Consider the following 23243-nt stretch of genomic DNA (forward strand, 5'->3'; position numbering starts at 1 on the left):
ACGCAGGATGAGAGGCAATCAAGGGGCTCGGAGAAGCCCCATCACGCCGCCGGTTGCAGCAGATCCCACTGGTTGCCGAACGGGTCGCTGAAGACGGCAACGACGCCGTAGGGTTCGTGCCGCGGCGCCTCCAGAAAGACGACGCCGGCGGCCAGCATCGCTGCGTGGTCGCGGGCAAAATCGTCGGTGAAGAGGAAGAAGCCGACGCGACCACCGGTCTGGTTGCCGATCGCCGCCTGCTGACGTTCGCCGTCGGCCTTGGCGAGCAGCAGCGAAGTCTCGACCGCGCCCTTCGGACGAACGACGACCCAACGCTTGCTGTCGTCGAGCCTGGTATCTTCAACGAGGTCGAAGCCGAGCTTGTCGCAATAGAATCCAATGCCGGCATCGTAGTCCGGAACGACCAAGGCGACGCGTGCGATCGTCTGGCGCATCATTCGCTTGCCTCCGATGCAGCGACGGCCTCTGCCGGTGCTGCCGTCTTGCGCTTGACGCTGCGGCGGATCATGCCGAGGCTGGCACCGCCAAGGCCGAAGGCGAGCGCGAAGTAGACCACCATCGCTGCCGAGACCAGACCGAAGAGGGTTGCTGCCCGCGTCACGAGCGGCGCGGCCGAGGAGAGTTCGAAGGCGAACCAGTCGATCGCGAAATAGAGCGCGGCGGCCATGCCGGCGGCCGCGATGACGAGGCGCGGAATGCGGGTCAACAACGGGATATCCCTGCCCCAATGACCGCGCCAGACGAGCGTTGCAAACAGCAGGACCGCATTGACCCAGCCGGCGACGATCTCGGCGGTGGCTATGCCGCTGGCACCGAGCCGCGGAAACAGGGTGAGCGCCAGCGACACGTTCACGACGACGGAGATGGCAGCGAAGATCATCGGCGTGCGCGTATCCTCTCGCGCGAAGAAGCCGGGAATGAAGGCTTTGATCAGCACGAACGCCGGCAGGCCGAGACCGTAGATCGCCAGGATATGGCCGAYGATGATGGTCGATTCCGGCGCAAACTTGCCGCGCTCGAAGAGCAGCCGGACGATCGGCTCGGACATGACCAGCAGCGCGGCCGCCGCCGGCAACGTCAGGAACAGCGTGAACTCGACGGAGCGGTTCTGCAGGTTCGACGCCTCGTTGAGATTGCCGGAGCGAAGGGCACGAGCGAGTTCCGGCAGCAGTACGGTCGCCACGGCGATGCCGACCACACCCAGCGGCAACTGGTAGATGCGATCCGCATAGACCAGCGACGAGACCGCGCCTTCGCTGCTCGAGGCGATGTTGGTGTTGATCAGGAGGTTGATCTGGGTGATGCCGCCGGTAATTGCCGCCGGCAGGGCCAGCACCAGCAGGCGCTTGACGCTGGCGGTCATCTTCGGCCGGCGAAGGCCGATCTTGATGCCGGCGTCGCGCACGGCGATCCAGACGATCGCCAGCTGCACCAGACCGGCCGCCATGACGCCCCAGGAAAGCGCGTAGCCGACGGCCACCGGATCCTGACCCGCATACCAGGCATAGGCCAGCACCCCGATCAGGATGACATTGAGAAAGACGGGCGCAATCGCTGCTGCGAAGAAGCGATGCAGCGAGTTCAGCATGCCGCCCATCATCGCCGCCAGCGACATGCAGGCGAGATAGGGGAACATGATGCCGGCAAACATGATGGTATTGCCGAGCTTTTCCGGATCATCGGCGAAGCCGGGAGCGATCAGTTTGCTGACGATGAAGGGCATCGTCAGTTCCATTGCGATCGTCAGAAAGAGCAGAACGGTGAAGAGGACACCGAAGACTTCCTCGGAAAAGCGTCGCGCGCCCTCCATGCCGTTCGCCTCGATCTCCTTGGCAAAGAGCGGCACGAAGGCGGAGTTGAAAGCCCCTTCGGCAAACAGCCGGCGGAAGGTGTTCGGCAGGCGGAAGGCCGTGTTGAAGGCGTCGGCGACCGGCCCGGTGCCGAGCGCTGCCGCCATGAAGGTTTCGCGGATGAAGCCGAACAGGCGGCTTCCAAGGGTCGCGCCGCCGACGGTTGCAAATTTCTTGACCAGACTCATGTTTCGGCTTTTGTCGTTCTTTGAGCGGAGGAGACGCCCGGTGGCGGCGCGATGATGCCGGAGGGCATGCGGTCGCGGGCTTCGTCACCCTCGCCGGCCATGACGGCCTTGAGGCGGGCGGCAATGTTCATCTGTCGGTTTTCGCTCGTTACCTTCTGGCCGACGAGATCGGTGACATAGAAGGTATCGATCACCTTCTCGCCGAAGGTGGTGATGTGGGCCGAGGCAATATCGAGCGAGAGATCGGACAACACCGCGGTGATCTCGGACAGGAGGCCCGGACGGTCGAGACCCTCGACCTCGATCACCGTGAACTTGTTCGACAGCGTGTTGCTGATCGTCACTTCCGGCGTCACTGTGAAGGCGCGGGTGCGCTTCTTCACCTTCGTTCGGCTGGCGATGACTTCCGGCAGGCGCTTGCGGCCGGCAAGCACATCCTCGATCAGCTTGCCGATGCTGGCGGCGCGCCGCATCTCGTCCCCATCCACCGCGAACTCGCGGTTGACCAGGATCGTATCCAGCGCGCGGCCATCCGAGGTCGTGAAGATCTGCGCATCGACGATGTTGGCGCCGGCGGCCGCGCAGGCGCCGGCAATCACGGTCAGCAGGCGCGGATGGTCGGGCGAAAGTACGGTGATTTCGGTGATCGCATGGAACTGGTGCGTGCGCACCATGGTCGCCAGCGCCTGGTCGGCCGCATCGGCCTCACGGATGAAGCGCGCATGGCGCACCTGATCTTCGAGCGCAACCGTCAGCAGATAGGGCTGATAGTGCAGACGCACATAGGCCTCGCGCTCTTTTTCGGACCAGTCCGTCAGTGCGTCGCCAAGCATGGTAGCGGCGTGCGCCGCGCGCTCCTTGCGCGACAGTTCCGAGAAGCCGCCCGACAACAGCAGTTCGGTTTCGTAGTAGAGCGTACGCAGCAGCTGACCTTTCCAGCCGTTCCACACGCCCGGGCCGACGGCGCGGATATCGCAGACCGTCAACACCAGGAGCATCTTCAGGCGGTCGAGCGACTGCACCCGTTCGGCAAAGTCGACGATGGTCTTGCGGTCGTTGAGGTCGCGCGTCTGGGCAACCATCGACATCGTCAGATGTTCCTCGATCAGCCAGGCGACGAGTTCGGTCTGCTTCGGCGAAAGCCCGAAGCGCGGGCAGAGCCGGCGGGCCACCTTGGCGCCCGCGGTCGAGTGATCCTCCGGCCGGCCCTTGGCGATGTCGTGCAGGAGCACGGCCACATAGAGCGCCTCGCGATCCTCGATCCCCGGCATCAGCTTGGCGACCAGCGGATGGGCTTCTTCCTCGATGCCGCCCTCAATGCGCGAGAGAACATCGACGGTGCGCAACAGGTGCTCGTCGACCGTGTAGTGATGATACATGTTGAACTGCATCATCGAGACGATCTTGCCGAAATCCGGGATGAAGCGGCCAAGCACGCCCGCCTCGTTCATGCGCCTGAGGATCAGTTCCGGCTTGCGGCGCGAGGTGAGGATCGACAGGAACAGGCGGTTCGCCTCGTCGTTCTCGCGCAGGTGCGGCGTGATCAAGCTCAGCGAGCGGGTAACCTGGCGCAAAGCTGCCGGATGGAACTCGAGCCCGTTGATGTCGGCGATATGGAAGAAGCGCAGAAGGTTGACCGGATCGCGCTTGAAGATATCCGGGCTGGCGAGCGCAATGCGGCCGCCGTCGTCGACGAAATCGAGCGTCCCGGCGATCTTGCGGCTGCGGTGGGTGAAGCGGCCGATGATGCCGGAAATGCCGGGCGCATCCTTCGCCTGCTGATCTTCGAGCGCAGCACAGAAGATGCGCGTCAGGTCGCCGACGTCCTTCGCCACCAGGAAGTAGTGCTTCATGAAGCGTTCGACGGCGGAGAGGCCGGGGTGATCGTGATAGCCGAGCGCTTCGGCGATCTCACGCTGGATGTCGAAGGAAAGCCGCTCTTCCGCCTTGCCGGTCAGGAAATGCATGTGGCAGCGCACCGCCCAGAGGAAGTCCTCGGCCTTCTGGAAGAGCTTGTATTCCTGCCGTGACAGAACGCCGAGCTTGACGAGGTCGGCCGTATCCTTGAGCCGGTAGAAATACTTGGCGATCCAGAACAGCGTGTGCAGGTCGCGAAGACCGCCCTTGCCTTCCTTGACGTTCGGCTCGACGAGATAACGCGTATCGCCCGCCTTGCGGTGGCGCTCGTCGCGTTCGGCCAGCTTGGCGGCGATGAAATCGGGGCCGGTGTTGCGCACGATCTCATGGTCGAAACGGGTTTCGAGCTCGGCGCTCAGCGTCTCGGAGCCGCAGATGTAGCGCGTTTCGAGAATGGCCGTACGGATCGTCATGTCGGCGCGCGAAAGACGAATGCACTCGTCGATAGTGCGGGTGGCGTGGCCGACCTTGAAGCCCAGATCCCAGAGGATATAGAGCATGAACTCGATCGCCGGCTCCGCCCAGACGGCCTTCTTGACCGGCAGCAGGAACAGAAGGTCGATGTCCGAGCCCGGCGCCAGCGTGCCGCGACCATAACCGCCGACCGCGGCGACCGCAATGCGGGAGGCCGGCGGCGCATTGGCGGCATCGAAGATCTCGTTCAGCACGAAATCGTGCAGCACGGTGATCAGCTGATCCTGCAGCCAGGAAATGCGCTCGGCGCAGAGAATGCCGGCGCCGTCGGCGTTGAACAGCTCGCGCGCCTTGGCGCGGCCGGCGACATTCGCCTGCTTGAAGGCGGCCAGCAGTGCCTGGCGCATCGGATCGCGCTGTTCGGCATGGGCCGAAGCGATGAAGTCGCACTTCGCCCGCAGCGCTGCGACGTCGAGGATCTCGGGGAAAGATATTTCGTGTCTGCCCATGAAGTGCCGAGGGGCGTCCTGTCCGACTGGTTGCGTGGTCGCTCGCGATCAAGCGCTCCTGCATGATCCTTGCGACCGAGGCCGAATAAAGACCACACAGAATTTCGATCGCCGCGCCGGCAAAGGCGCGCGGCGCTGTATAGCCTTTTTACCGACAGCTGCACAGGAAAAAGGCGCGCGCCGCCTCAGCCTGTTTTAACGGCTGGCGGGATGCGGGCGGAAAGAGCCGCACACGGCTTTCCTCATCCCGGCTTGGCGGCGCTCAGTTCCTTCTTCAGCGCATAGAGCGCATCGAGCGCTTCGCGCGGCGTCATGTCGTCGGGGTTGAGCGCCTTCAACGCGTCCTCGACCTTGGACGGACCGGCGGCCTTCACCTCTTCGCGGCGGATCGCCACCTGGAAGAGCGGCAGGTCGTCGATCAGCTGGCTCGCGGGGTTCTTGCGGTCGGCATCCTCGAGCTTGGCGAGCACGTCCTTGGCGCGCGCCACGACGGAAGCCGGCAGGCCGGCAAGGCGGGCGACCTGAATGCCGTAGGAGCGGTCGGCAGCGCCAGGCCCGACCTCGTGCAGGAAGATCACGTCGCCGTGCCACTCCTTGACGCGCATGGTCGCGTTGGAAAGCCGTGCGAGTTTTTCCGAAAGCACGGTCAGCTCATGGAAGTGGGTGGCGAAGAGGCCGCGGCAGCGGTTCGCCTCGTGCAGGTGTTCGACAGCCGCCCAGGCGATCGACAGACCGTCGAAGGTGGCGGTGCCACGGCCGATCTCGTCGAGGATCACCAGCGAACGGTCAGTGGCCTGGTTGAGGATCGCCGCCGTCTCGACCATCTCGACCATGAAGGTCGAGCGGCCGCGCGCCAGATCGTCGGAGGCGCCGACGCGGGAGAACAGGCGGTCGACGATCCCGATATGGGCGCTCGCGGCAGGGACGAAGGTGCCCATCTGCGCCATGATCGCGATCAGCGCGTTCTGGCGCAGAAAGGTCGATTTACCGCCCATGTTGGGACCGGTGAGCAGCCAGATCGCGCCACCCTCCTCGCCCTCCGGTGGCGAGAGATCACAGCCGTTGGCGACGAAGGCATTGGCTGCCTGGCGCTTCAGCGCCTGCTCGACCACAGGGTGACGGCCGCCGTCGATTGCGAACATGCGCGAGCGGTCGACAGTGGGACGGGCATAGGCCTGCTCCTCGGCAAGCACAGCGAGACCGACCGACACATCGACGGTCGCAAGCGCCAAGGCAGCAGCCTTGAGCGTCTCGGCGGCAGCGACGACCTCTGATGTCATCTGATCGAAGGCCTCGAGCTCGATCGAAAGCGCCCGGTCGGCGGCATTGGCGATCTTGCTTTCAAGCTCGGCCAGTTCCGTCGTGGTGAAGCGCATGGCATTCGCCATCGTCTGGCGATGGATGAAGCGGGCACGTCCGGCATCCGTATCGGTCATCGAGCCCGCATTGCCGGCCGTCACCTCGATGAAGTAGCCGAGCACGTTGTTGTGCTTGATCTTCAGCGACTTAATGCCGGTCTCTTCGGAATATTGCAGCTGCAGCCCGGCGATCACCCGGCGCGACTGGTCGCGCAGCCCCCGGACTTCGTCGAGTTCGGCATTGGCGCCTTCGCAGACGAAACCGCCGTCACGCTTCAGAAGCGGCAGCTCTTCGCCAAGCGTTGCGTCGAGCAGACCGAGCAGGCCGGCGGGCAGTGCATCGATCGCGGCGCGTGCTTCCTTCAGCTCATCAGACAACGTGCCCGCGGCCATCAAACGCGAAATCGAGGCGGACGCATGCAGGCCTGCCTGAATGGCGCCGAGGTCACGCGGACCGCCGCGGCCAAGCGCCAATCGCGACAAGGCGCGCGGCATGTCCGGCGCACGCCTGAGCGCATCACGCAGGTCGCCGGCGAAGGACGGCTGGTCCGCAAGAATCTCGATCGAATCGAGACGCTCATTGATACGGTCCGGGTCGGTCAGCGGCGACATCAGCCGTTCGGCAAGAAGCCGGGCGCCGCCGCTCGTCACGGTGCGGTCGAGCGCTTTCAACAGCGTGCCTTCGCGCGCACCAGAAAGCGTCTTCACCAGTTCGAGATTGCCGCGGGTTGCCGGGTCGATAAACAGCGTCGAGGCGGCGCTTTCGCGCTCCGGCGTGCCGAGCGCCGGACGTTCGGCAAGCTGGGTCTTCTCGACGTAAGAGATTGCCGCGGAAGCGGCGGCTAGCTCGGCGCGAGAGAACGTGCCGAAACCGTCGAGCGTCTTGACGCCGAAGTAGCGGGCGATGCGGCCCTCGGCCGTGGCGCTGTCGAACAGAACCGCCGGCTGCGGCACCGCGACGCGGCCGAGCACATCGAAGACGGGCCTCAGTTCCGGATCGTGAAACACCGTATCGGCGAGGATTAGTTCGCGCGGCTCGATACGCAGGATATCGGCGAGCAGACGGCTTGCGGCGGTTTCCGCCAACCGGAAGATGCCGGTGGAGATATCGATCCAGGCAAGTGCGTAAGCCGGCTCCGATCCGCTTTTGATCCGCGCCAGCGCCATCAGATAGTTGGTCTCCGACGGAGACAGAAGCTTCTCTTCCGTGATCGTTCCCGGAGTAACAAGCCGAACGACATCCCGGCGGACGACCGATTTGCTGCCGCGCTTCTTGGCCTCGGCCGGATCCTCGACCTGCTCGCACACGGCAACGCGGAAGCCGAGCCCGATCAGCTTCTGCAGGTAATCGTCGGCGGCATGCACCGGCACCCCGCACATCGGGATTTCCTGTCCCATGTGCTGGCCGCGCTTGGTCAGCGTGATGCCGAGCGCCCGCGATGCCTCTACCGCGTCCTGGAAGAACAGCTCGTAGAAGTCACCCATGCGGTAAAAGAGCAGAGAATCCGGGTTGTTAGCCTTGATCTCGATGAACTGTTCCATCATCGGCGTTGCGGTGGAACGGCTCTCCTCCGTCGCCAGTTCGGCTGCGGACAACACCTCGCTGGCGCGGTTCGATTGGTCTGTCACGAAATTCATGATTGTTCCGAAAAAAGAGATGGCACACTATCCCCAAGCAATTATAGACGACAACCATAAAGAGGCGCGCCGCAAGGCTCGCCCACAGGAGGATTGAGGAAACATGCCGGCCACCGACAAGACCGATCGCACAATGACGAGCGTCACCGCGCAGGAAGCGCTCGATTTTCACTCGCAGGGTCGTCCCGGAAAGCTGGAGATTTCCCCCACCAAGGCGATGGCCACCCAGCGCGACCTGTCGCTTGCCTATTCGCCGGGCGTTGCCGTCCCGGTCAAGGCGATCGCCGAGGATCCGAACACCGCCTACGACTATACCACACGCGGCAACATGGTGGCCGTAATCTCGAACGGCACCGCCATTCTCGGCCTCGGCAACCTCGGAGCGCTTGCCTCCAAGCCGGTCATGGAAGGCAAGGCCGTGCTGTTCAAGCGCTTTGCCGATGTGGATTCCATCGACCTTGAGGTCGATACCGAAAACGTCGACGAGTTCATCAACTGCGTGCGCTTCCTAGGCCCGTCCTTCGGCGGCATCAACCTCGAAGACATCAAGGCGCCGGACTGTTTCATCATCGAGCAGAAACTGCGCGAGGTCATGGACATCCCGGTGTTCCACGACGACCAGCACGGCACCGCGATCATCGCCGCGGCCGGCCTCATCAATGCGCTGGCGCTAACCGGCCGCGATTTCAAGACGACGAAGCTCGTCTGCAATGGCGCCGGCGCTGCGGCCATCGCGTGTATCGAGCTCATCAAGTCCATGGGCTTTGCCTCGGAAAACATCATCCTGTGCGATACCAAGGGCGTCATCTTCGAAGGCCGCACCGAGGGCATGAACCAGTGGAAGTCGGCGCATGCCGTCAAGACTGATCGCCGCACGCTCGCCGAAGCGCTCGACGGCGCCGACGTGGTCTTCGGCCTCTCCGCCAAGGGTGCGCTGTCGGAAGACATGGTACGCTCGATGGCACCACGGCCGATCATCTTCGCCATGGCCAACCCGGATCCGGAAATCACGCCCGAGGAAGTCGCCCGCATCCGCGACGACGCGATCGTCGCCACCGGCCGCTCGGACTATCCGAACCAGGTCAACAACGTGCTCGGCTTCCCCTATATCTTCCGCGGGGCACTGGACGTGCGCGCCACGACGATCAACGACGAGATGAAGATTGCCGCCGCAGTGGCGCTGGCAAGCCTTGCCAAGGAAGATGTGCCTGACGATGTTGCCGCGGCCTATCAGGGCAACCGCCCGCGCTTTGGCCCGCAATACATCATCCCGGTCCCCTTCGATCCACGCCTGATCTCGGCGATCCCGATGGCGGTCGCCAAGGCTGCGATCGAAAGCGGCGTCGCGCGCAAGCCGATCACCGATCTCGAGGCCTATGGCCGCCAGCTTTCCGCCCGGCGCGACCCGATCGCCTCGACGCTGCAGCGCATCTACGAGCGCGTGCGGCGCCAGCCCAAGCGCATCGTCTTCGCCGAAGGCGAGGAGGTGCAGGTCATGCGCTCGGCGATCGCCTATGCCAACCAGCAGCTCGGCACCGCCATCCTGCTCGGCCGGGAAGAGCGTATGCGCGAGACGGCGGAGCGCGAGGGGATTGACCTCGATCGCCCCGGCATCCAGATCGTCAACGCACGTCTTTCCAAGCGCGTCGGCGCCTATACGGACTATCTCTATGCCCGCCTGCAGCGGAAGGGCTTCCTGTTCCGCGACGCCCAGCGCCTGATCAACAACGACCGTAACCATTTCGCCGCCTGCATGGTCGCACTCGGCGACGCCGACGGCATGGTCACGGGTCTCACCCGCAACTACTCGACCGCGCTCGAGGACGTGCGCCGCTGCATCGATCCGAAGCCCGGCCACCGCGTCATCGGTGTGTCGATCGCGCTCTGCCGCGGCCGCACCGTGCTGGTCGCCGACACCGCCGTGCACGACATGCCGTCTTCGGAGGAGCTTGCCGATATCGCCGAGGAAGCAGCCGGCCTCGCCAAGCGGCTCGGCTATGTGCCGCGCGTGGCTATGCTTGCCTATTCCACCTTCGGCCATCCGCAGGGCGAACGCTCCGAGCGGGTGCGCGAAGCGGTCAACATCCTCGACAAGCGCCGGGTCGACTTCGAATATGACGGGGAAATGGCCGCCGACGTGGCGCTGAATGCCCGTGTCATGGAGCAGTATCCGTTCTGCCGCCTTTCGGGCACGGCGAACGTGCTCGTCATGCCGGCGTTCCACTCGGCATCGATCTCGACCAAGATGCTGCAGGAACTCGGCGGCTCGACCGTCATCGGCCCCCTGCTCGTCGGCTTCGACAAGTCGATCCAGATCGTTTCGATGTCGGCCAAGGATTCCGACATCGTCAACATGGCGGCGATTGCCGCCTACAATGCCGGCATGTGACACTGCCGGATGTGCCGTTTTGGTACAGACCTGGCGCTGTAAGTCGCCAGGTCGACCGGATTAGTAACAAATCGGCACAACTTATAAAAAGAAGAGCTCGCGTCCCCTGGAGAGAAGAAGCGAGCTCAAAAATTGGCAACCGAACTACGTTTCAGGTGATAAAAGACGGAGGATTTGGAATTTCATGCCGGCCGACCTCCGGAATTGATCGGCCATTCCTCCGTTATTTTCTTATTCTCTCGTCATGAAATCAGAGAAGAACTTGACAATACAAGTCTCTCTTTCAGGCACGAAAGTCAAACTCGTCATTAATATTTGGTTAATCCTGTCAGGCGCCCGTCAGGAGACGGAGGTAGCGAACCGGCCGGCGTCTGCGCCGTAGTAATTGAGGTAGCGGCCGGAGATATTGCTGATCGGCAGCACGATCAAAACATCGGTCGTGTGGAACGCATGATCGACCACGGCGCCGTCGCCAACCATGGCGCCCAGGCGCATGTAACCCTTGATCAGCGGCGGCAGGGCGGTGAGTGCCTTTTTCGCATTGATCGCTTCGGCCGGCATCAGATCCATGGTCCGATGCAGCTCCGGACGTGCGCTCACGGCCCATTCGTCTCGGGCGCGGATGTTGTGGTGCAGGAAGGAAAGCGCCAGTGCGTGCTCCGCCGGAACGACACCGGGGAACGAGCCGCAACCGAACATGGCGTCCATGCCGTATTTCAGGGCGTAGGCCCAGTTTCCCTGCCAAAGCAGCTCCACCGTCCGCTTGGTGCGGTAGTCCGGCAGCACGCAGGAGCGGCCGAGCTCCATGAAGCGTTTGGTCGGATGGCGCGCGAGGAGCTGGTCGATGGCAAATTCGGAAGCCGAGTAGAAACCGCCCGCACGTTCGGCCACGTCCTGGCGCAGCAGGCGATAGGTGCCGACGATCTGATCCTCGGCATCGCCCTCGATCGAGGTGTCGAGGACAAGGAGGTGATCGCAGATCGCGTCCCAGCTGTCGACGTCGCGCTTGCGACGATCGGCTTCGGCGCCGACCTGCGCCTTCATCTCCTCGACGAAAACCTTGTAACGTACGGCCTGGGCGGCATCTATCTCCGATGCCGTGCGTGCCAGCCGCGTCTCGAGATTGGCGATCCTGCCTAGAACGTCAGTCGTCGGGACGGCGGTCTTCTTGCCGATGCAAGCTTGAGAAGTGTCAACCACGTTCGCCGAATCCAGTAGCTCGATGGCCATCCGCGTCATCCCGAATCAATTCTGTCTGCCGGGCTTAGACCACGTTTCTGCAACAACATAGTGACATGAAAGCGGCATACAACCCCAACGCTCCGATGGTTACCGTAACCGCTGTAGAAGTTACCGTTTACGCAGCAGGCGGGCGATCTCCGACGTGAGAAGCTGCGGGTCCGCGGGCTTCGACAACACGGCGTCCGCGCCGGCATCCGTCAGCTTCTCGCGCATATCGGCACGGACATCAGAGGTCAGGACGATAACAGGCAGCCGCGGCGCGGATCGCGTGGTCTCATCGGCGCGCAGGCGCTGCAGCAGCGAAAGGCCGTCGCCACCCGGCATGTTGAGATCGGTCACCAGCAGCTCCGGCAGCGCACGCTCGCCGGGCGCGTTCAGGGCTTCGGCGACAGCGCCGAAATCGCCAACAACGCGGACCGAATATCCCGAGCGCTGGAGCACGGTGCGCACGATCAGCGCGTTGACCGGATCGTCTTCGGCGAGAAGGATCCCATCAGCCTTGCTTCGAACGGGCGTGGTCGCCGGCTCCTCGCGCAGAACGGGCCGGTTGTCGTTGATCGCGTCGCGCTTCTCGATGCCTTTCAGGCGGCCAAGCAGCACCTCGACCAGGGACTTTTCGCGCAGCGGCCGGATCAGCCAAGCCTCGTAGCCGTCCATCTGGTTGACGGGATGGCTGTTGCGCTCTTCGGGATTGATCAGGTAGGTGCGGCGCACCTCCAGCCGCGCGATTGCCGGCTGCAACGAAAGCAGCTGCTTGTATTGCTGGGCATGACGGTGGTCCACGATCACGTCGGTCAGGGCTGCGCCGCCGGCGAGCACGTCCGCAAGGACATGCTGGGCCGCGGCAAGCGTGGTGGCGCGATGGCACCGTCCGCCGAGGGTGGCGATGGTCGCGGCAAGCGCCGCCGAGGCAGGACCGTCCGGCGCCATGACCAGGACATGCGATCCGGCAAGGCAGAACCGGCGCTCCGCTGCAACCGCTTCGATCTCGGCGAAGGGCAGGCGAATTTCGAAACGGCTGCCGCGTCCCGGCGCGCTGGCCGCCGTGAGGCTGCCGCCACAGGCCTGCATGATCCGACGGGAGATGGCGAGGCCAAGACCTGTGCCCTTGGCCCGCTGTTCGTCGTTTCCAGCCTGCTCGAACTCCTCGAAGATGCGCTTCAGATCCTCGGGCGACATGCCCGGACCAGTGTCGTCGATCCGGATCCGCACGCATTCGTCGACCGTATCGGCGCTGACAAAGACGCCGCCGACCTCGGTGAATTTCACCGCATTGCCGATGACGTTGAAAAGCACCTGGCGCAGGCGCGCCGCATCGAAGGCCATTTCGGCGGGCACATCGACGGCGACCGTGGCGCCGATCTCGATGCCTTTTTCATGCGCCCGGTTGGAGAGCATCTCCACCACGCTCTCGATGACGCCGCGCGGATCCTGCCGGGTCGGGCGAAACTGGAAGCGACCGGCCGAAAGCGACGAGAAATCGATCAGATCCTCGACGAGCTGGACCAGCGCATGGCCGGACTGCTGCATGCCGGCGAGGTAGTTTTTCTGCTCGCTGGACAGCCGGGTCTGGCCGAGCAGGTGGCTCATGCCGAGAATGCCGGAAAGCGGTGTGCGGATTTCATGGCTGACGGTGGCGAGAAGCCTCGACTTCGCCTGACTTGCCTCCTCCGCCCGCCGGCGTGCCGCTTCGCGCTCGCGTGCGGCCTTCGCCTCCTCGGTGACGTCGCGGGCGATGCTGTGGCGCATGAGCTTGCCGCTGGCCGGATCGCGGGCGATCACGTCATGCCAATCGTAAAGGCGCACACCGTCCGATGCGGCCATCCGGACCAGATAGTGATTGGGTGCGGCCTTCGGCTCGAAACTCAGGCCGAGCGCCGCGCAATTGAGACCGCGGACATCATGGTGGCCGCAGACCTGATGGAAGACCGCATTGGCATGAACGATCTTTCCGTCCATGCCACGCATGATCGCAAGGTCGCCCAGCGCATCGTGAATGGTCGAGAGCAGCGCGGACGTCTCAGAGCGATGCCAATCGCGATCCCGGTCCGCTTCGTCGCGGGCCTGCCTGCCATCGAACGACCGCATGGCTTCGACAACGAGCAGAAGCACGCCGACGGAGCCTGCCGCCGCGATCGCGGCGGAAAACAGGTAGAAGCCGGCGTTCATGCCGATGACGAGAATGAGACCGGAGGCGACCAGGCCGAGCAGCGCCAGCGACGCCTGGTTGATCGCACGGCGCTTGCCATTGACGGGGGCTTCCTGCTCGCGGGCTGGAGGCGGTGCCTCCACGGCGGGCGGAGACACCGGCTGCGCGTCACCGGTCCGGTTTCCTGTCCGGAAGCCGGATTCGATCCGCTCCAGCAATCGTGACGGTTCGCTCATGCGATCCGGCTAACACGACAAGCGTTCCGAATGGCTTCAATGGACCGGTAAAATCTTACCGATCTGCCTTTTTCGCGTGCAGCAGTTCGTCAAGGATGATGGCGCCGGCACCGATGGTGATGAAGGTATCGGCCAGATTGAAGACGGCGAAGGACCATGTTTCCGTATAGAAAAGAATGTAGTCGATCACGTAGCCGAAGATCAGCCGGTCGACGAGATTGCCGAGCGCGCCCGCGATGATCAGCGCATAGCCGAGATGGGCGAAGAAGCGGTCCTTAGGCGTGCGCTTCCAGAGCCAGAGAACGAAGGCGACGACGGTGAGCCGCATGCCGACGATGAACCAGCCTTCCATGCCCGACAGCATCGAGAAGGCGACGCCGTAGTTGTAGGTGCGGTAGAGCGCCAGCATCGGCACGACGTGGACCGCCTGATTGAAGGGCAGGTAGAGCTCGACCAGATACTTGATCATCTGGTCGGCGATAAGCGCGAGAAGGATGAAGACCGCGATCGGTAGCGGTCGGGAAAACAGGACCTGTCTCTCGCTCATGCGCGGGCGTCCAGCGTCAGCAGGTGACGGCGTGCCTCGAACAGCATGATGCCGGTGGCGATCGCAAGGTTGAGCGAATCGGCGCGTCCGGCCTGCGGGATGCGCGCGAGCGCGCCTGCCTCACGGGCAAGTTCTTCCGGCAGACCGGCCTGTTCGTTGCCCATCAGGATCACCACCGGCTTCGACTTGTAGTCGATGGTGCGGTAATCGACGGCACCGGCAAGATGGGTGGCAACCACCTTCACGCCGGCGGATTTCTGCCAGCGGATGAAATCCTCGGCGCTGGCGCGTGCCACCGGCATCGCAAAGACCGAACCCATGGTGGCGCGCACGGTTTCGAGCGAAAACGGATCGGTGGTCTCGCCGACGAGAATGATGCCGGAGGCGCCGGCAGCATCGGCCGTGCGGATGATGGTGCCGAGGTTGCCCGGGTCGCGTACCCGGTCCAACGCTACATAGGTTTCGCCCAGTTGCGGCTTCAGATCCTTCAGCGCCTGGTAGCGCTGTTCGAAGATGCCGACCACCATCTGCGGATTGTCGCGCCGGGTGATCGTCGACAGCACCTTCTCGCTGACTTCCAGCACCAGCCCGCCCTTGGCGAAGGTCTTTGCCGCCACCTGCTCCACATGCGGCTTGCCCTTGGCCGCTTTGGCATAGATCAGCGTCTTGATCTTCCAGCCGAGATCGAGCGCGTCGATCACCAGCTTCAGGCCCTCGGCCATGAAGGAGCGCGTCTCGTCGCGGTGCTTCTTCTGTGCCAGCGCGCGGATGTCCTTGATGATCGGGTTGGTGAGGCTCGTGACCTCCTTCACCTGACCGACACGACCGGTGCCGTGCTCGCTTCTGTCGTTCGTCATTGCGGTACCCAGCGGCTGAAGAGTGAGGTCGAAAGCGCCCTGCCCGGCTCCCGGCCGTCAAGCCCGCCCTCGCGGATGATGAGCTCGCCCGATTCCACCCGGCCGCCGCGGCCGCGCATCGTCTCGCGCATCAGTTCATGGATCGAATAGAAGCTCGCCCGGATCGAATAGGCGGTCAGCACCAGGCCGCGCGCCTCCGGCGACAGGATCTCGCGGCAGATGTCGAGCATCGCTGCGAGATGGTCGAAAAGCTGCCAGACTTCGCCATTCGGCCCACGGCCAAACTTCGGCGGGTCGGTCAGGATGATGTCGTAGCGGCTGCCGCGGCGCTCTTCGCGCTGGATGAACTTCATCGCATCGTCGCAGATCCAGCGGATCGGCAAGTTTTCGGCGCGCGCCAACTGCTGGTTCTCGCGCGCCCAGCCAATCGCCTTCTTCGAGGCATCGACGTGGGTGACTTCTGCGCCAGCCTTGGCGGCAATCAGCGAGGCGACGCCGGTGTAGCCAAACAGGTTCAGGACTTTGAGCGGTCGCCCTGCTCTTTCCACCTGGTCCTTGACCCAACTCCAGTGTGCGAGCTGCTCGGGGAAGACGCCGACATGGCGAAACGAGGTGAAGCGACCGTGGAAATCGGTGCCGAGAAGCTGCATCGGCCAGGTTTCGCCGAGCACAGCGCCGGGAAAGCGCCAGCGGCCCATGCCGTCCTCGTCGGTGTCGCCGGTAAAGATCGCGTCGGCCTTTTCCCAGACGCTGTCGGGCAGGCTGCGCGGCCACAGCGCCTGTGCCTCGGGTCGCACGATGCGATAGGGGCCATACTGCTCGAGCTTCTCGCCGGCGCCGCTGTCGATGAGATGGTAACCGGCAGCGTCCGACGTTTCGAGGATGAGCGGTATGCGCTCGGCCGGCTTTTCGCCGGTCCGCCGGGCAATCATCCGCGCCGGTGTTTCCTGGGTCGCGGCCTGCTTGACGGGCCGGTCGCGCGTTTCGGCAACCTGCGCTGCCTGTGCGCGCGCCGGCCGTTCCTTGAAGCCGCCGCCCTTTGGCGGCGCCGGACGCTTCTCTCCGTGGCGACCGCCGCCACGCGCCTCGGCGCCGCGGCCCTTGGCCGTGGTCACGGAGGCATTCTTCGACCGCCGGTCCTTTTCCTTCACGCTGAGATCCCTGGGCTTTGTTAGAGCATGTGCCGCCTGCCCTTCGCAGTATCGAGCGCGAGCGGGCGGACGCCATGAGGTTTGTCGCCGCAGCCTCAAGCCGCGGCATCTATTGAAGCTGCAAATAGCATCGCTGATGCTCTTGGCAAAGCCGTTTCCGTTTTGCGAAGATCGGCGCGGGAGAACCCGCCGCAAATTTCACTGGGCCGGAACCGGCTTAGGGACAAAACGCGGCAGCAGACCTAATGTGTTGCAGCGACCTTTGCGCGCCGATAGCGACGCGCGGCGCTGCACGGGGAGGAAAACGCATGGATATGACCGGCGAAGAGCGGATTTCGGCAGGGCGCGACGCGGTGTGGCGCGGGCTCAACGATCCGGAGGTCCTCAAACGATGCATCCCGGGCTGCCAGTCACTGGAAATGACGTCGCCAACCGAGCTTGCGGCCGTGGTGAAGATCAAGATCGGTCCGGTCTCGGCCACCTTCAGCGGAAATGTCGTGCTCTCCAACCTCAATCCGCCGGAGGGCTACACGATCTCGGGCGAAGGAAAGGGCGGGATCGCAGGTTTCGCCAAGGGTGGCGCCGACGTCACCTTGATGGAGGATGGGGCGGAAACGGTGTTGCGCTACGACGTCAAGGCGGAGATCGGCGGCAAACTCGCCCAGCTCGGCTCGCGCCTCATCGATTCGACCGCGAAGAAGCTGGCGCAACAGTTCTTTGCCGACTTCGGCGCGGCCGTTGGTGGCGAGCAGGCGGAAGCGGCGAGCTGAAGGGCTCGCAGCTCCGCAGCAGCAAAACAAGCGGTCAGTTCTGTGGGGCGGCCAACGTCGCCTGGGTGGCAAGCTTTTCAGCTTGGCTACGATGTTTCTCGGCTTCGCGGTGCCATTTCACGGCCTCGTTGGCCTCGGTGCGCGCGCGGCGACGATGCTTTCCCTGACTGAACCAGGTTGCTGCCGCGCCGAGGATCACGCCGACGATGACGGCCAGGAACAGGAAGACGAAGAAGGGCGCGCTGACGGAAAGCACGCTGTCTTCCGGACGGAAGGGGTTCAGCGCCAGCGTCACGCTCTGGCGGTTGGCGACACTGAGAACGATCAGGATCACGCCAACCGGAATGAGCACAACGATGTTGATCAGTTTCTTGAACATTCAATCACTCCATCTTGCGGGCGGCCGCATGGTTTCCGGTGGCCACGGGGGACAACGGGCATCGATTGCGCCGGACCGCTGAGACCGAGAAAGATGATCAGTCTTCGTCGTCGCCATTCATGCCGGGATTAAGGCGCTCGCGCAATTCCTTGCCGGTCTTGAAGAACGGTACCCATTTTTCTTCGACGAAAACGGAATCGCCGGTGCGTGGGTTGCGCCCGGAGCGCGACGGCCGATTCTTGACGGAAAAGGCACCGAAGCCGCGCAGTTCGACCCGGTTACCTGCCGCGAGCGCATCTGTGATCTCATCGAGTACCGCATTGACGATGTTTTCGACATCGCGGTGATAGAGATGCGGATTGCGAGCTGCAACAATCTGCACCAGTTCTGACTTGATCACTGTCGCCCCCTCAAATTCTTGTTTGTTTTGCTTTTTCGGTCTGCATTGTGATTGCCGACAGTGTGTCGCCGACGCTTGCAAGAACGCCGGCATCTCCTGGCGGCTCAGGCTGGGTATATGTCGCCTTCCTCATTGGCCATCAACCTGCCAAACCGAAACAAGACCGTCAAGAAACAACTTGTCGCCCGCGATTTTTTCGAGACCGCTCATTGCCGGAAAAGCGTCATATCCCAACATCTTGATCCAGTTGGCGGCGAGCGCGCCGAGGCCAAAAGGCAGGGTCTTTCGCGGCGCTTCCCAGTCGACGATCGGCAGGTCCTTCGATACCTTTTTCTCCGTGAGGAAGGCACGAATTTCGTCCTCGCCGCCGAGCGTGTCGACGAGCTTGGCTTTGAGCGCCTGTCGGCCGGTGAAAATGCGGCCGTCGGCGAGCAGCAGCGCCTCGGGACGCGGCAGCTTGCGGCGCTCGGCGACCAGGTCGACAAACCAGGCATAGCTGTCGTCGATCATCGCCTGGATCATCGCCTTCGCCTCGTCGCTTGCCGGATGGAAGGGCGACGGCTCCGCCTTCAGCGGCCGCGACTTGATCGATTCCAGCGACACGCCGAGCTTGTCCATCAGGTCCTTGATCTGCGGGTACTGGAAGATGACGCCGATGGAGCCGGTGATCGAGCTTTCGCCCGCGATGATCGTGTCGCCGGCGAGCGCAATCATATAGCCCGCCGAGGCGGCGAGCGTGCGCACGTCGGAGACGACGGGCTTCTTGGCAGCAACCTTGCGGATCGCCTTGTAGAGCACTTCGCCGCCATAGGTGGTGCCGCCCGGGGAGGAAATGGTCACGACCAGCGCCTTGACGCTGTCGTTATCGGCTATCCTCTGGAGCCGCTCCAGCAGCTCGCGGTCATCCTGGATCAGACCGCTGATGGTGACGCGCGCCACCTGCTGACGGCTGCGACCGACATCGTCTGCAGCGCCCGACCAGGCAAAGATCGCGAGCGCTGCAACGAGAAGCAGCCCCGCCACCACCCAGCGCCAGAAGCTCAGTTTCCGGCGAAGGCTGCGGCGGTCGGCGATGGCGAGTTCGTCCATGTGGGTTTCTCCCGAAATGTTGGCGCAGCTTCTGTCAGTTTCCGCGGGAACGTGCTATCTGCGCGCGCAGAGGCATATTCCATAAACGCGCTTGGCCACGGTTGAAAGCCGCGGCTGGCGTTTTCGTGTTTCACCCGAGTTTTTTTGCAGCAGCATTGTGCAGCAGCAAAAAATATCCATATTTGCGACGACTTACACCAGTGTATGTATATGACCCTTCGACAGGGTCGGCGATAAAAGCAGTAAAACGACAGGCCCTTTCATGTTGAACCACGCGCCAGCCCCGGGCATTTTTGCCGATACGGGTGAGAGCTCCGCCGACGCTTATGCGCTCGCCGCGAGGCATTCCGTGCGCGTCCGGCGGCTGAAGGTCATTCTGCCTGTCGCCGCCGGCATCATTGCCGTGATCTTTGCAGCCGTGTCGTTTGTCAGGGCCTTCATGCCCGTGAATCTGCAACTCGAATCGGCGACGATCGAGGACGGCAAGATCGTCATGCAGAATCCAGCCATCTCCGGCCGAAACAAGCAGGGCATCAGCTACTCGATGAAGGCCCAGCGGGCGCTCCAAGATATCGCCAACCCGGACATCATCACGCTGCAGACGATCCACGCGGAAATGCCGATGAAGGATTCGATGGTCGCAACCGTGGACGCCACCAACGGCATCTACGACCGTGGCGCCAATACGCTCGACATGAACGCCCCGTTCACCATTTCCGTCAATAATGGCCTCAACGCCGACTTCCAGTCGGCCTATCTGGACATCAATGCCGGCGAGATGGAAACGAAGCGGCCCGTTGCGATCAGCATGAAGGGCGGTTCGATCATTGCGCAGACGCTGCGAATGACAGATAAGGGACGTATTGTAATATTTGAGGGCATGGTGAGGGTGAACGTCGAGCCCACCGCCATCCGCAAGAACGCGAAATAGGACCCGGTGCACTCCATGTCGGTCACAACCGCCTCTTTTTTCAAAATTTCCGCCAGCCTGGCGATTGCTGGCGCCGGCGCTTTGATCATTGCCTCCGGCGCTTTTGCGCAGGCCACATCAAGCAAGATGAAGGGCCTTGAACTCTCCAACGACAAGCCGATCCAGATCGAGAGCGACAAGCTCGAAATCAAGGATCCGGAGAGCAAGGCGATCTTTACCGGCAACGTCAAGGTCGTGCAGGGCACGACGACGCTCCAGGCCGGCAACATGGTGGTCTTCTACAAGTCCGGCGGTGGCTCGGTTTCGAGCGGCGACGCCGACATCGACCGCATCGAGGTCAGCGAGAAGGTTTTCCTGAGCTCGGGCACGCAACAGGCAACGGCGGACACCGGCTCCTTCGACATGACGAAGCAGATCTTCGTGCTGAAGGGCGACAAGGTGGTGCTGTCGGAAGGCAAGAACGTCTTCGTCGGCTGCCAGCTCAACGTCCAGATGGAGACCGGTGAGGCCCAGCTCGAAGCCTGTGGCGGCCGCGTGCAGATCCAGCTCGACCCGAAGTCCCGCAAGCCAAACTGACGTAGACCGCTCGTGCACTTTCCCTTCCTTCACAAACGCAAACGGGTCCGCAAGCCGTCGGCGACCGTCGCGGCCGTTTCCGGACACGCGGTCGACAAGGCGCGTTATGACGGCACGCTGATCGCGCGCGGTCTGACGAAGGCCTATCGTGAGCGCCGCGTCGTCAACGGCGTTTCACTCGTGGTGCGGCGCGGCGAGGCCGTGGGCCTCCTCGGACCGAACGGCGCCGGCAAGACCACCTGTTTCTACATGATCACCGGCCTCGTGCCGGTCGACGAAGGCTCGATCGAAATCAACGGCAACGATGTCACGACCATGCCGATGTACCGGCGTGCCCGTCTTGGCGTCGGCTACCTGCCACAGGAAGCGTCGATCTTTCGCGGACTGACGGTGGAGGAAAACATCCGCGCCGTGCTCGAGGTCCATGACAAGAACCTGGAGCGACGCGAGAGCAAGCTCAACGACCTGCTCGGCGAGTTCAACATCACGCACCTGCGCAAGTCCCCGGCAATCGCGCTTTCGGGTGGCGAGCGGCGGCGTCTCGAAATCGCCCGCGCGCTTGCGACCGATCCGACCTTCATGCTGCTCGACGAACCCTTTGCGGGCGTCGATCCCATCTCGGTCGCCGATATCCAGGCACTTGTCCGTCACCTGACCTCGCGCGGCATCGGCGTTTTGATCACCGACCACAACGTCCGCGAGACGCTCGGCCTCATCGATCGCGCCTATATCATCCATGCCGGTGAAGTGCTGACCCATGGTCGCGCCAACGACATCGTCACCAATCCTGACGTGCGCCGGCTCTATCTCGGCGACAATTTCAGCCTCTGAGGCCGCTTCGCGGGCGATTCCGCCCGCGACCACGCTTGACCAAACCTTCTCGATAAGCAATTTTTGGGCCAATTGATAAGGGCCCGCCCCGGCAAACGGAGACGCACCGCGGCCCAAGAGATTTCTCGGGAGTTTCGCGTCAGCATGGCACTGTCCGCCAGCCTTCATCTGCGCCAGTCCCAGTCCCTGGTGATGACGCCACAGCTCATGCAGTCGATCCAGCTGCTGCAGATGACTCATCTTGAGCTCAACCAATTCATCGCCCAGGAAGTCGAAAAGAACCCGCTGCTCGAATTTCAGGCGAATGACGATCTGCCAGGCACGCCCGAGCGAAGCGAAGGCACGGCCGGAGACGAGTCTGCGGGCGACGACTTCGGCGCACAAGCCGATCTCTACGACAGCGCGACATCGCCGAGCGGCGAGCGGCTCGGCGAACAGCTCGACGCCGATTTCGCCAATGTCTTCCAGGACGACACGGCGCCGCAGCGCGCCGATGCGCCGGAACTGCTCGGCCAGTGGAAGTCGATGCCGGGGGGCGCCGAAGGCGAGGACTACGACCTCGACGACTTCGTTGCCGGCCGCAAGAGCCTGCGCGAGACACTCACGGAGCAATTGCCATTTGCACTATCCGACCCTTCCGATCGGCTGATCGCGCAGCACCTCATCGATCAGCTCGACGATGCCGGCTATCTCCAGGCCGATCTCGGCGAAGTCGCCGAACGGCTGGGCGCTGACCATGCGGCGGTCGTGCGGGTCCTGCTGACGCTGCAGCAGTTCGATCCGCCCGGCGTGTTCGCACGTTCGCTTGGCGAATGTCTTGCAATCCAGTTGCGTGCCCGAGACCGCCTCGACCCGGCGATGGAGGCCCTGCTTGCCAATCTCGAACTGCTGGCACGGCGCGATTTTGCGACGCTCAAGAAGATCTGCGGCGTCGACGAGGAAGACCTGATCGACATGCTGGCGGAAATCCGCAAGCTCGATCCGAAGCCCGGTACCAGCTTCGAGACCAGCGTCAGCGAGGCAATCGTGCCCGACATCGTCGTGCGTGCCGCGCCCGACGGCTCGTGGATGATCGAGCTCAATCCGGACGCCCAGCCCCGGGTGCTGGTCAACCAGGATTATTACGCGACGGTCTCGCGCGGCACGCAGAAAAACAGCGCCGACCAGGCCTTCCTCAACGAGTGCCTGCAGAACGCTAACTGGCTGACACGCAGCCTCGACCAGCGCGCCCGGACGATCATGAAGGTTGCGACGGAGATCGTTCGCCAGCAGGACGCCTTCCTCGCCAACGGCATCGGCCACCTCAGGCCGCTGAACCTCAAGACCGTTGCCGATGCGATCAAGATGCATGAATCGACCGTCAGCCGTGTTACCTCGAACAAGTACATGTTGACGCCGCGGGGGCTGTTCGAGCTCAAGTATTTCTTCACAGTCTCGATCGGCTCGGCCGAAGGTGGCGACAGCCATTCGGCGGAAGCCGTGCGCCACCGCATCCGCGCGCTGATCCAGGAGGAGAGCGCCGAAGCTGTGCTTTCCGACGACGATATCGTCGACAACCTCAAGAAGGCCGGCATCGACATTGCCCGCCGTACCGTGGCCAAATACCGGGAAGCGATGAACATTCCCTCTTCCGTGCAGCGGCGACGGGAGAAGCGGGCGCTGGCGAAGGCCGCCGGTTTCTGAGCACCATAAGTTAAGCTGCATTAACTTTTTTGCGACCTCCAATTGACTCTCTCCGACACAGGCGATATGAGCCCGCCGCAATTGCCGGGGAGATGCTCGCCCCGGAAGCGAACCGGTACGACCGGTGGCTGCGACAAGG

Annotated in this window: 18 protein-coding genes; 6 read left to right on the forward strand and 12 right to left on the reverse strand. The window is 63.3% G+C overall.

Annotated features, from left to right (window positions below):
* Positions 1 to 41 precede the first annotated feature (41 nt).
* From AB4Z53_RS03885 to mutS, 4 genes are all read right to left on the reverse strand, one after another.
* Positions 42 to 434, reverse strand: a complete 393-nt coding sequence (locus AB4Z53_RS03885; protein ID WP_441595225.1) for a VOC family protein — start codon at positions 432 to 434, stop codon at positions 42 to 44.
* Entirely contained in the window at positions 434 to 2038 is a 1605-nt protein-coding gene (gene murJ, locus AB4Z53_RS03890) for a murein biosynthesis integral membrane protein MurJ (RefSeq protein ID WP_441594789.1), read from the reverse strand. Before murJ ends, AB4Z53_RS03885 begins: the two co-directional genes overlap by 1 nt.
* Positions 2035 to 4878, reverse strand: coding sequence for a [protein-PII] uridylyltransferase (locus tag AB4Z53_RS03895; RefSeq protein ID WP_113536626.1), 2844 nt, complete (start codon positions 4876 to 4878; stop codon positions 2035 to 2037). The genes murJ and AB4Z53_RS03895 overlap by 4 nt, the downstream gene beginning before the upstream one ends.
* A 242-nt stretch (positions 4879 to 5120) precedes the next feature.
* Entirely contained in the window at positions 5121 to 7874 is a 2754-nt protein-coding gene (gene mutS / locus AB4Z53_RS03900) for a DNA mismatch repair protein MutS (protein ID WP_441594791.1), read from the reverse strand.
* A 103-nt stretch (positions 7875 to 7977) separates the two neighbouring features.
* Here mutS and AB4Z53_RS03905 point away from each other — a divergent pair, with 103 nt between their 5' ends.
* Positions 7978 to 10263 carry an NADP-dependent malic enzyme gene (locus tag AB4Z53_RS03905; RefSeq protein ID WP_113536628.1) on the forward strand — a complete coding sequence of 762 codons (2286 nt, stop codon included), beginning with the start codon at positions 7978 to 7980 and terminating at the stop codon, positions 10261 to 10263.
* Positions 10264 to 10602: 339 nt separating this feature from the next.
* Here the strand turns inward: AB4Z53_RS03905 and AB4Z53_RS03910 are convergent, their stop codons facing one another.
* The 5 genes from AB4Z53_RS03910 to AB4Z53_RS03930 all read right to left on the reverse strand — a co-directional run bounded on the left by AB4Z53_RS03910 (position 10603) and on the right by AB4Z53_RS03930 (position 16445).
* A complete protein-coding gene (locus AB4Z53_RS03910; protein WP_113536629.1) occupies positions 10603 to 11493 on the reverse strand; it encodes a GNAT family N-acetyltransferase in 891 nt (296 codons plus the stop codon).
* Between the two features lie 120 nt (positions 11494 to 11613).
* On the reverse strand, positions 11614 to 13890 hold the full coding sequence (locus AB4Z53_RS03915; RefSeq protein WP_441594794.1) for an ATP-binding response regulator: 2277 nt from the start codon (positions 13888 to 13890) through the stop codon (positions 11614 to 11616).
* A gap of 55 nt (positions 13891 to 13945) precedes the next feature.
* Positions 13946 to 14437 carry a signal peptidase II gene (gene lspA / locus AB4Z53_RS03920; RefSeq protein WP_113536631.1) on the reverse strand — a complete coding sequence of 164 codons (492 nt, stop codon included), beginning with the start codon at positions 14435 to 14437 and terminating at the stop codon, positions 13946 to 13948.
* Positions 14434 to 15294 carry a TrmH family RNA methyltransferase gene (locus AB4Z53_RS03925; RefSeq protein WP_113536632.1) on the reverse strand — a complete coding sequence of 287 codons (861 nt, stop codon included), beginning with the start codon at positions 15292 to 15294 and terminating at the stop codon, positions 14434 to 14436. Before AB4Z53_RS03925 ends, lspA begins: the two co-directional genes overlap by 4 nt.
* A complete protein-coding gene (locus AB4Z53_RS03930) occupies positions 15291 to 16445 on the reverse strand; it encodes a class I SAM-dependent rRNA methyltransferase (protein WP_113536633.1) in 1155 nt (384 codons plus the stop codon). The genes AB4Z53_RS03925 and AB4Z53_RS03930 overlap by 4 nt, the downstream gene beginning before the upstream one ends.
* A gap of 308 nt (positions 16446 to 16753) precedes the next feature.
* On the opposite strand from AB4Z53_RS03930, the gene AB4Z53_RS03935 reads away from it, so the two are divergent.
* Positions 16754 to 17215, forward strand: a complete 462-nt coding sequence (locus tag AB4Z53_RS03935; protein ID WP_113536634.1) for an SRPBCC family protein — start codon at positions 16754 to 16756, stop codon at positions 17213 to 17215.
* A 34-nt stretch (positions 17216 to 17249) separates the two neighbouring features.
* Here the strand turns inward: AB4Z53_RS03935 and AB4Z53_RS03940 are convergent, their stop codons facing one another.
* The 3 genes from AB4Z53_RS03940 to sppA form a co-directional block, all read right to left on the reverse strand.
* On the reverse strand, positions 17250 to 17594 hold the full coding sequence (locus tag AB4Z53_RS03940; protein WP_113536635.1) for a LapA family protein: 345 nt from the start codon (positions 17592 to 17594) through the stop codon (positions 17250 to 17252).
* A 97-nt stretch (positions 17595 to 17691) separates the two neighbouring features.
* Positions 17692 to 17994, reverse strand: a complete 303-nt coding sequence (locus AB4Z53_RS03945) for an integration host factor subunit beta (RefSeq protein WP_025425688.1) — start codon at positions 17992 to 17994, stop codon at positions 17692 to 17694.
* A gap of 129 nt (positions 17995 to 18123) precedes the next feature.
* A complete protein-coding gene (gene sppA / locus AB4Z53_RS03950) occupies positions 18124 to 19083 on the reverse strand; it encodes a signal peptide peptidase SppA (RefSeq protein ID WP_441594799.1) in 960 nt (319 codons plus the stop codon).
* Between the two features lie 262 nt (positions 19084 to 19345).
* On the opposite strand from sppA, the gene lptC reads away from it, so the two are divergent.
* From lptC to rpoN, 4 genes are all read left to right on the forward strand, one after another.
* A complete protein-coding gene (gene lptC / locus AB4Z53_RS03955) occupies positions 19346 to 20014 on the forward strand; it encodes an LPS export ABC transporter periplasmic protein LptC (protein ID WP_441594801.1) in 669 nt (222 codons plus the stop codon).
* Positions 20015 to 20029: 15 nt separating this feature from the next.
* Positions 20030 to 20590, forward strand: coding sequence for an LptA/OstA family protein (locus AB4Z53_RS03960; RefSeq protein ID WP_441594803.1), 561 nt, complete (start codon positions 20030 to 20032; stop codon positions 20588 to 20590).
* Positions 20591 to 20602: 12 nt separating this feature from the next.
* A complete protein-coding gene (gene lptB / locus AB4Z53_RS03965; protein ID WP_113536639.1) occupies positions 20603 to 21421 on the forward strand; it encodes an LPS export ABC transporter ATP-binding protein in 819 nt (272 codons plus the stop codon).
* Positions 21422 to 21565: 144 nt separating this feature from the next.
* Positions 21566 to 23104 (forward strand): RNA polymerase factor sigma-54, encoded by a 1539-nt coding sequence (gene rpoN, locus AB4Z53_RS03970; RefSeq protein ID WP_441594805.1) that lies wholly within the window; start codon positions 21566 to 21568, stop codon positions 23102 to 23104.
* Positions 23105 to 23243: the final 139 nt, after the last annotated feature.

The organism is Ensifer sp. 2TAB8, from assembly GCF_052115125.1.
In the GTDB taxonomy this organism is placed as follows: Bacteria; Pseudomonadota; Alphaproteobacteria; order Rhizobiales; family Rhizobiaceae; genus Ensifer.

Excerpts from the sequence above, each read along its gene's own strand:
- AB4Z53_RS03910 (WP_113536629.1), bottom strand. The coding sequence starts at position 11,493 with ATGGCCATCGAGCTACTGGATTCGGCGAACGTGGTTGACACTTCTCAA.
- sppA (WP_441594799.1), bottom strand. The coding sequence starts at position 19,083 with ATGGACGAACTCGCCATCGCCGACCGCCGCAGCCTTCGCCGGAAACTG.
- lspA (WP_113536631.1), bottom strand. The coding sequence starts at position 14,437 with ATGAGCGAGAGACAGGTCCTGTTTTCCCGACCGCTACCGATCGCGGTC.
- lptC (WP_441594801.1), top strand. The coding sequence starts at position 19,346 with ATGTTGAACCACGCGCCAGCCCCGGGCATTTTTGCCGATACGGGTGAG.
- AB4Z53_RS03935 (WP_113536634.1), top strand. The coding sequence starts at position 16,754 with ATGGATATGACCGGCGAAGAGCGGATTTCGGCAGGGCGCGACGCGGTG.
- AB4Z53_RS03960 (WP_441594803.1), top strand. The coding sequence starts at position 20,030 with ATGTCGGTCACAACCGCCTCTTTTTTCAAAATTTCCGCCAGCCTGGCG.
- rpoN (WP_441594805.1), top strand. The coding sequence starts at position 21,566 with ATGGCACTGTCCGCCAGCCTTCATCTGCGCCAGTCCCAGTCCCTGGTG.
- AB4Z53_RS03925 (WP_113536632.1), bottom strand. The coding sequence starts at position 15,294 with ATGACGAACGACAGAAGCGAGCACGGCACCGGTCGTGTCGGTCAGGTG.
- AB4Z53_RS03915 (WP_441594794.1), bottom strand. The coding sequence starts at position 13,890 with ATGAGCGAACCGTCACGATTGCTGGAGCGGATCGAATCCGGCTTCCGG.
- AB4Z53_RS03895 (WP_113536626.1), bottom strand. The coding sequence starts at position 4,878 with ATGGGCAGACACGAAATATCTTTCCCCGAGATCCTCGACGTCGCAGCG.
- AB4Z53_RS03940 (WP_113536635.1), bottom strand. The coding sequence starts at position 17,594 with ATGTTCAAGAAACTGATCAACATCGTTGTGCTCATTCCGGTTGGCGTG.
- mutS (WP_441594791.1), bottom strand. The coding sequence starts at position 7,874 with ATGAATTTCGTGACAGACCAATCGAACCGCGCCAGCGAGGTGTTGTCC.
- AB4Z53_RS03885 (WP_441595225.1), bottom strand. The coding sequence starts at position 434 with ATGCGCCAGACGATCGCACGCGTCGCCTTGGTCGTTCCGGACTACGAT.
- AB4Z53_RS03905 (WP_113536628.1), top strand. The coding sequence starts at position 7,978 with ATGCCGGCCACCGACAAGACCGATCGCACAATGACGAGCGTCACCGCG.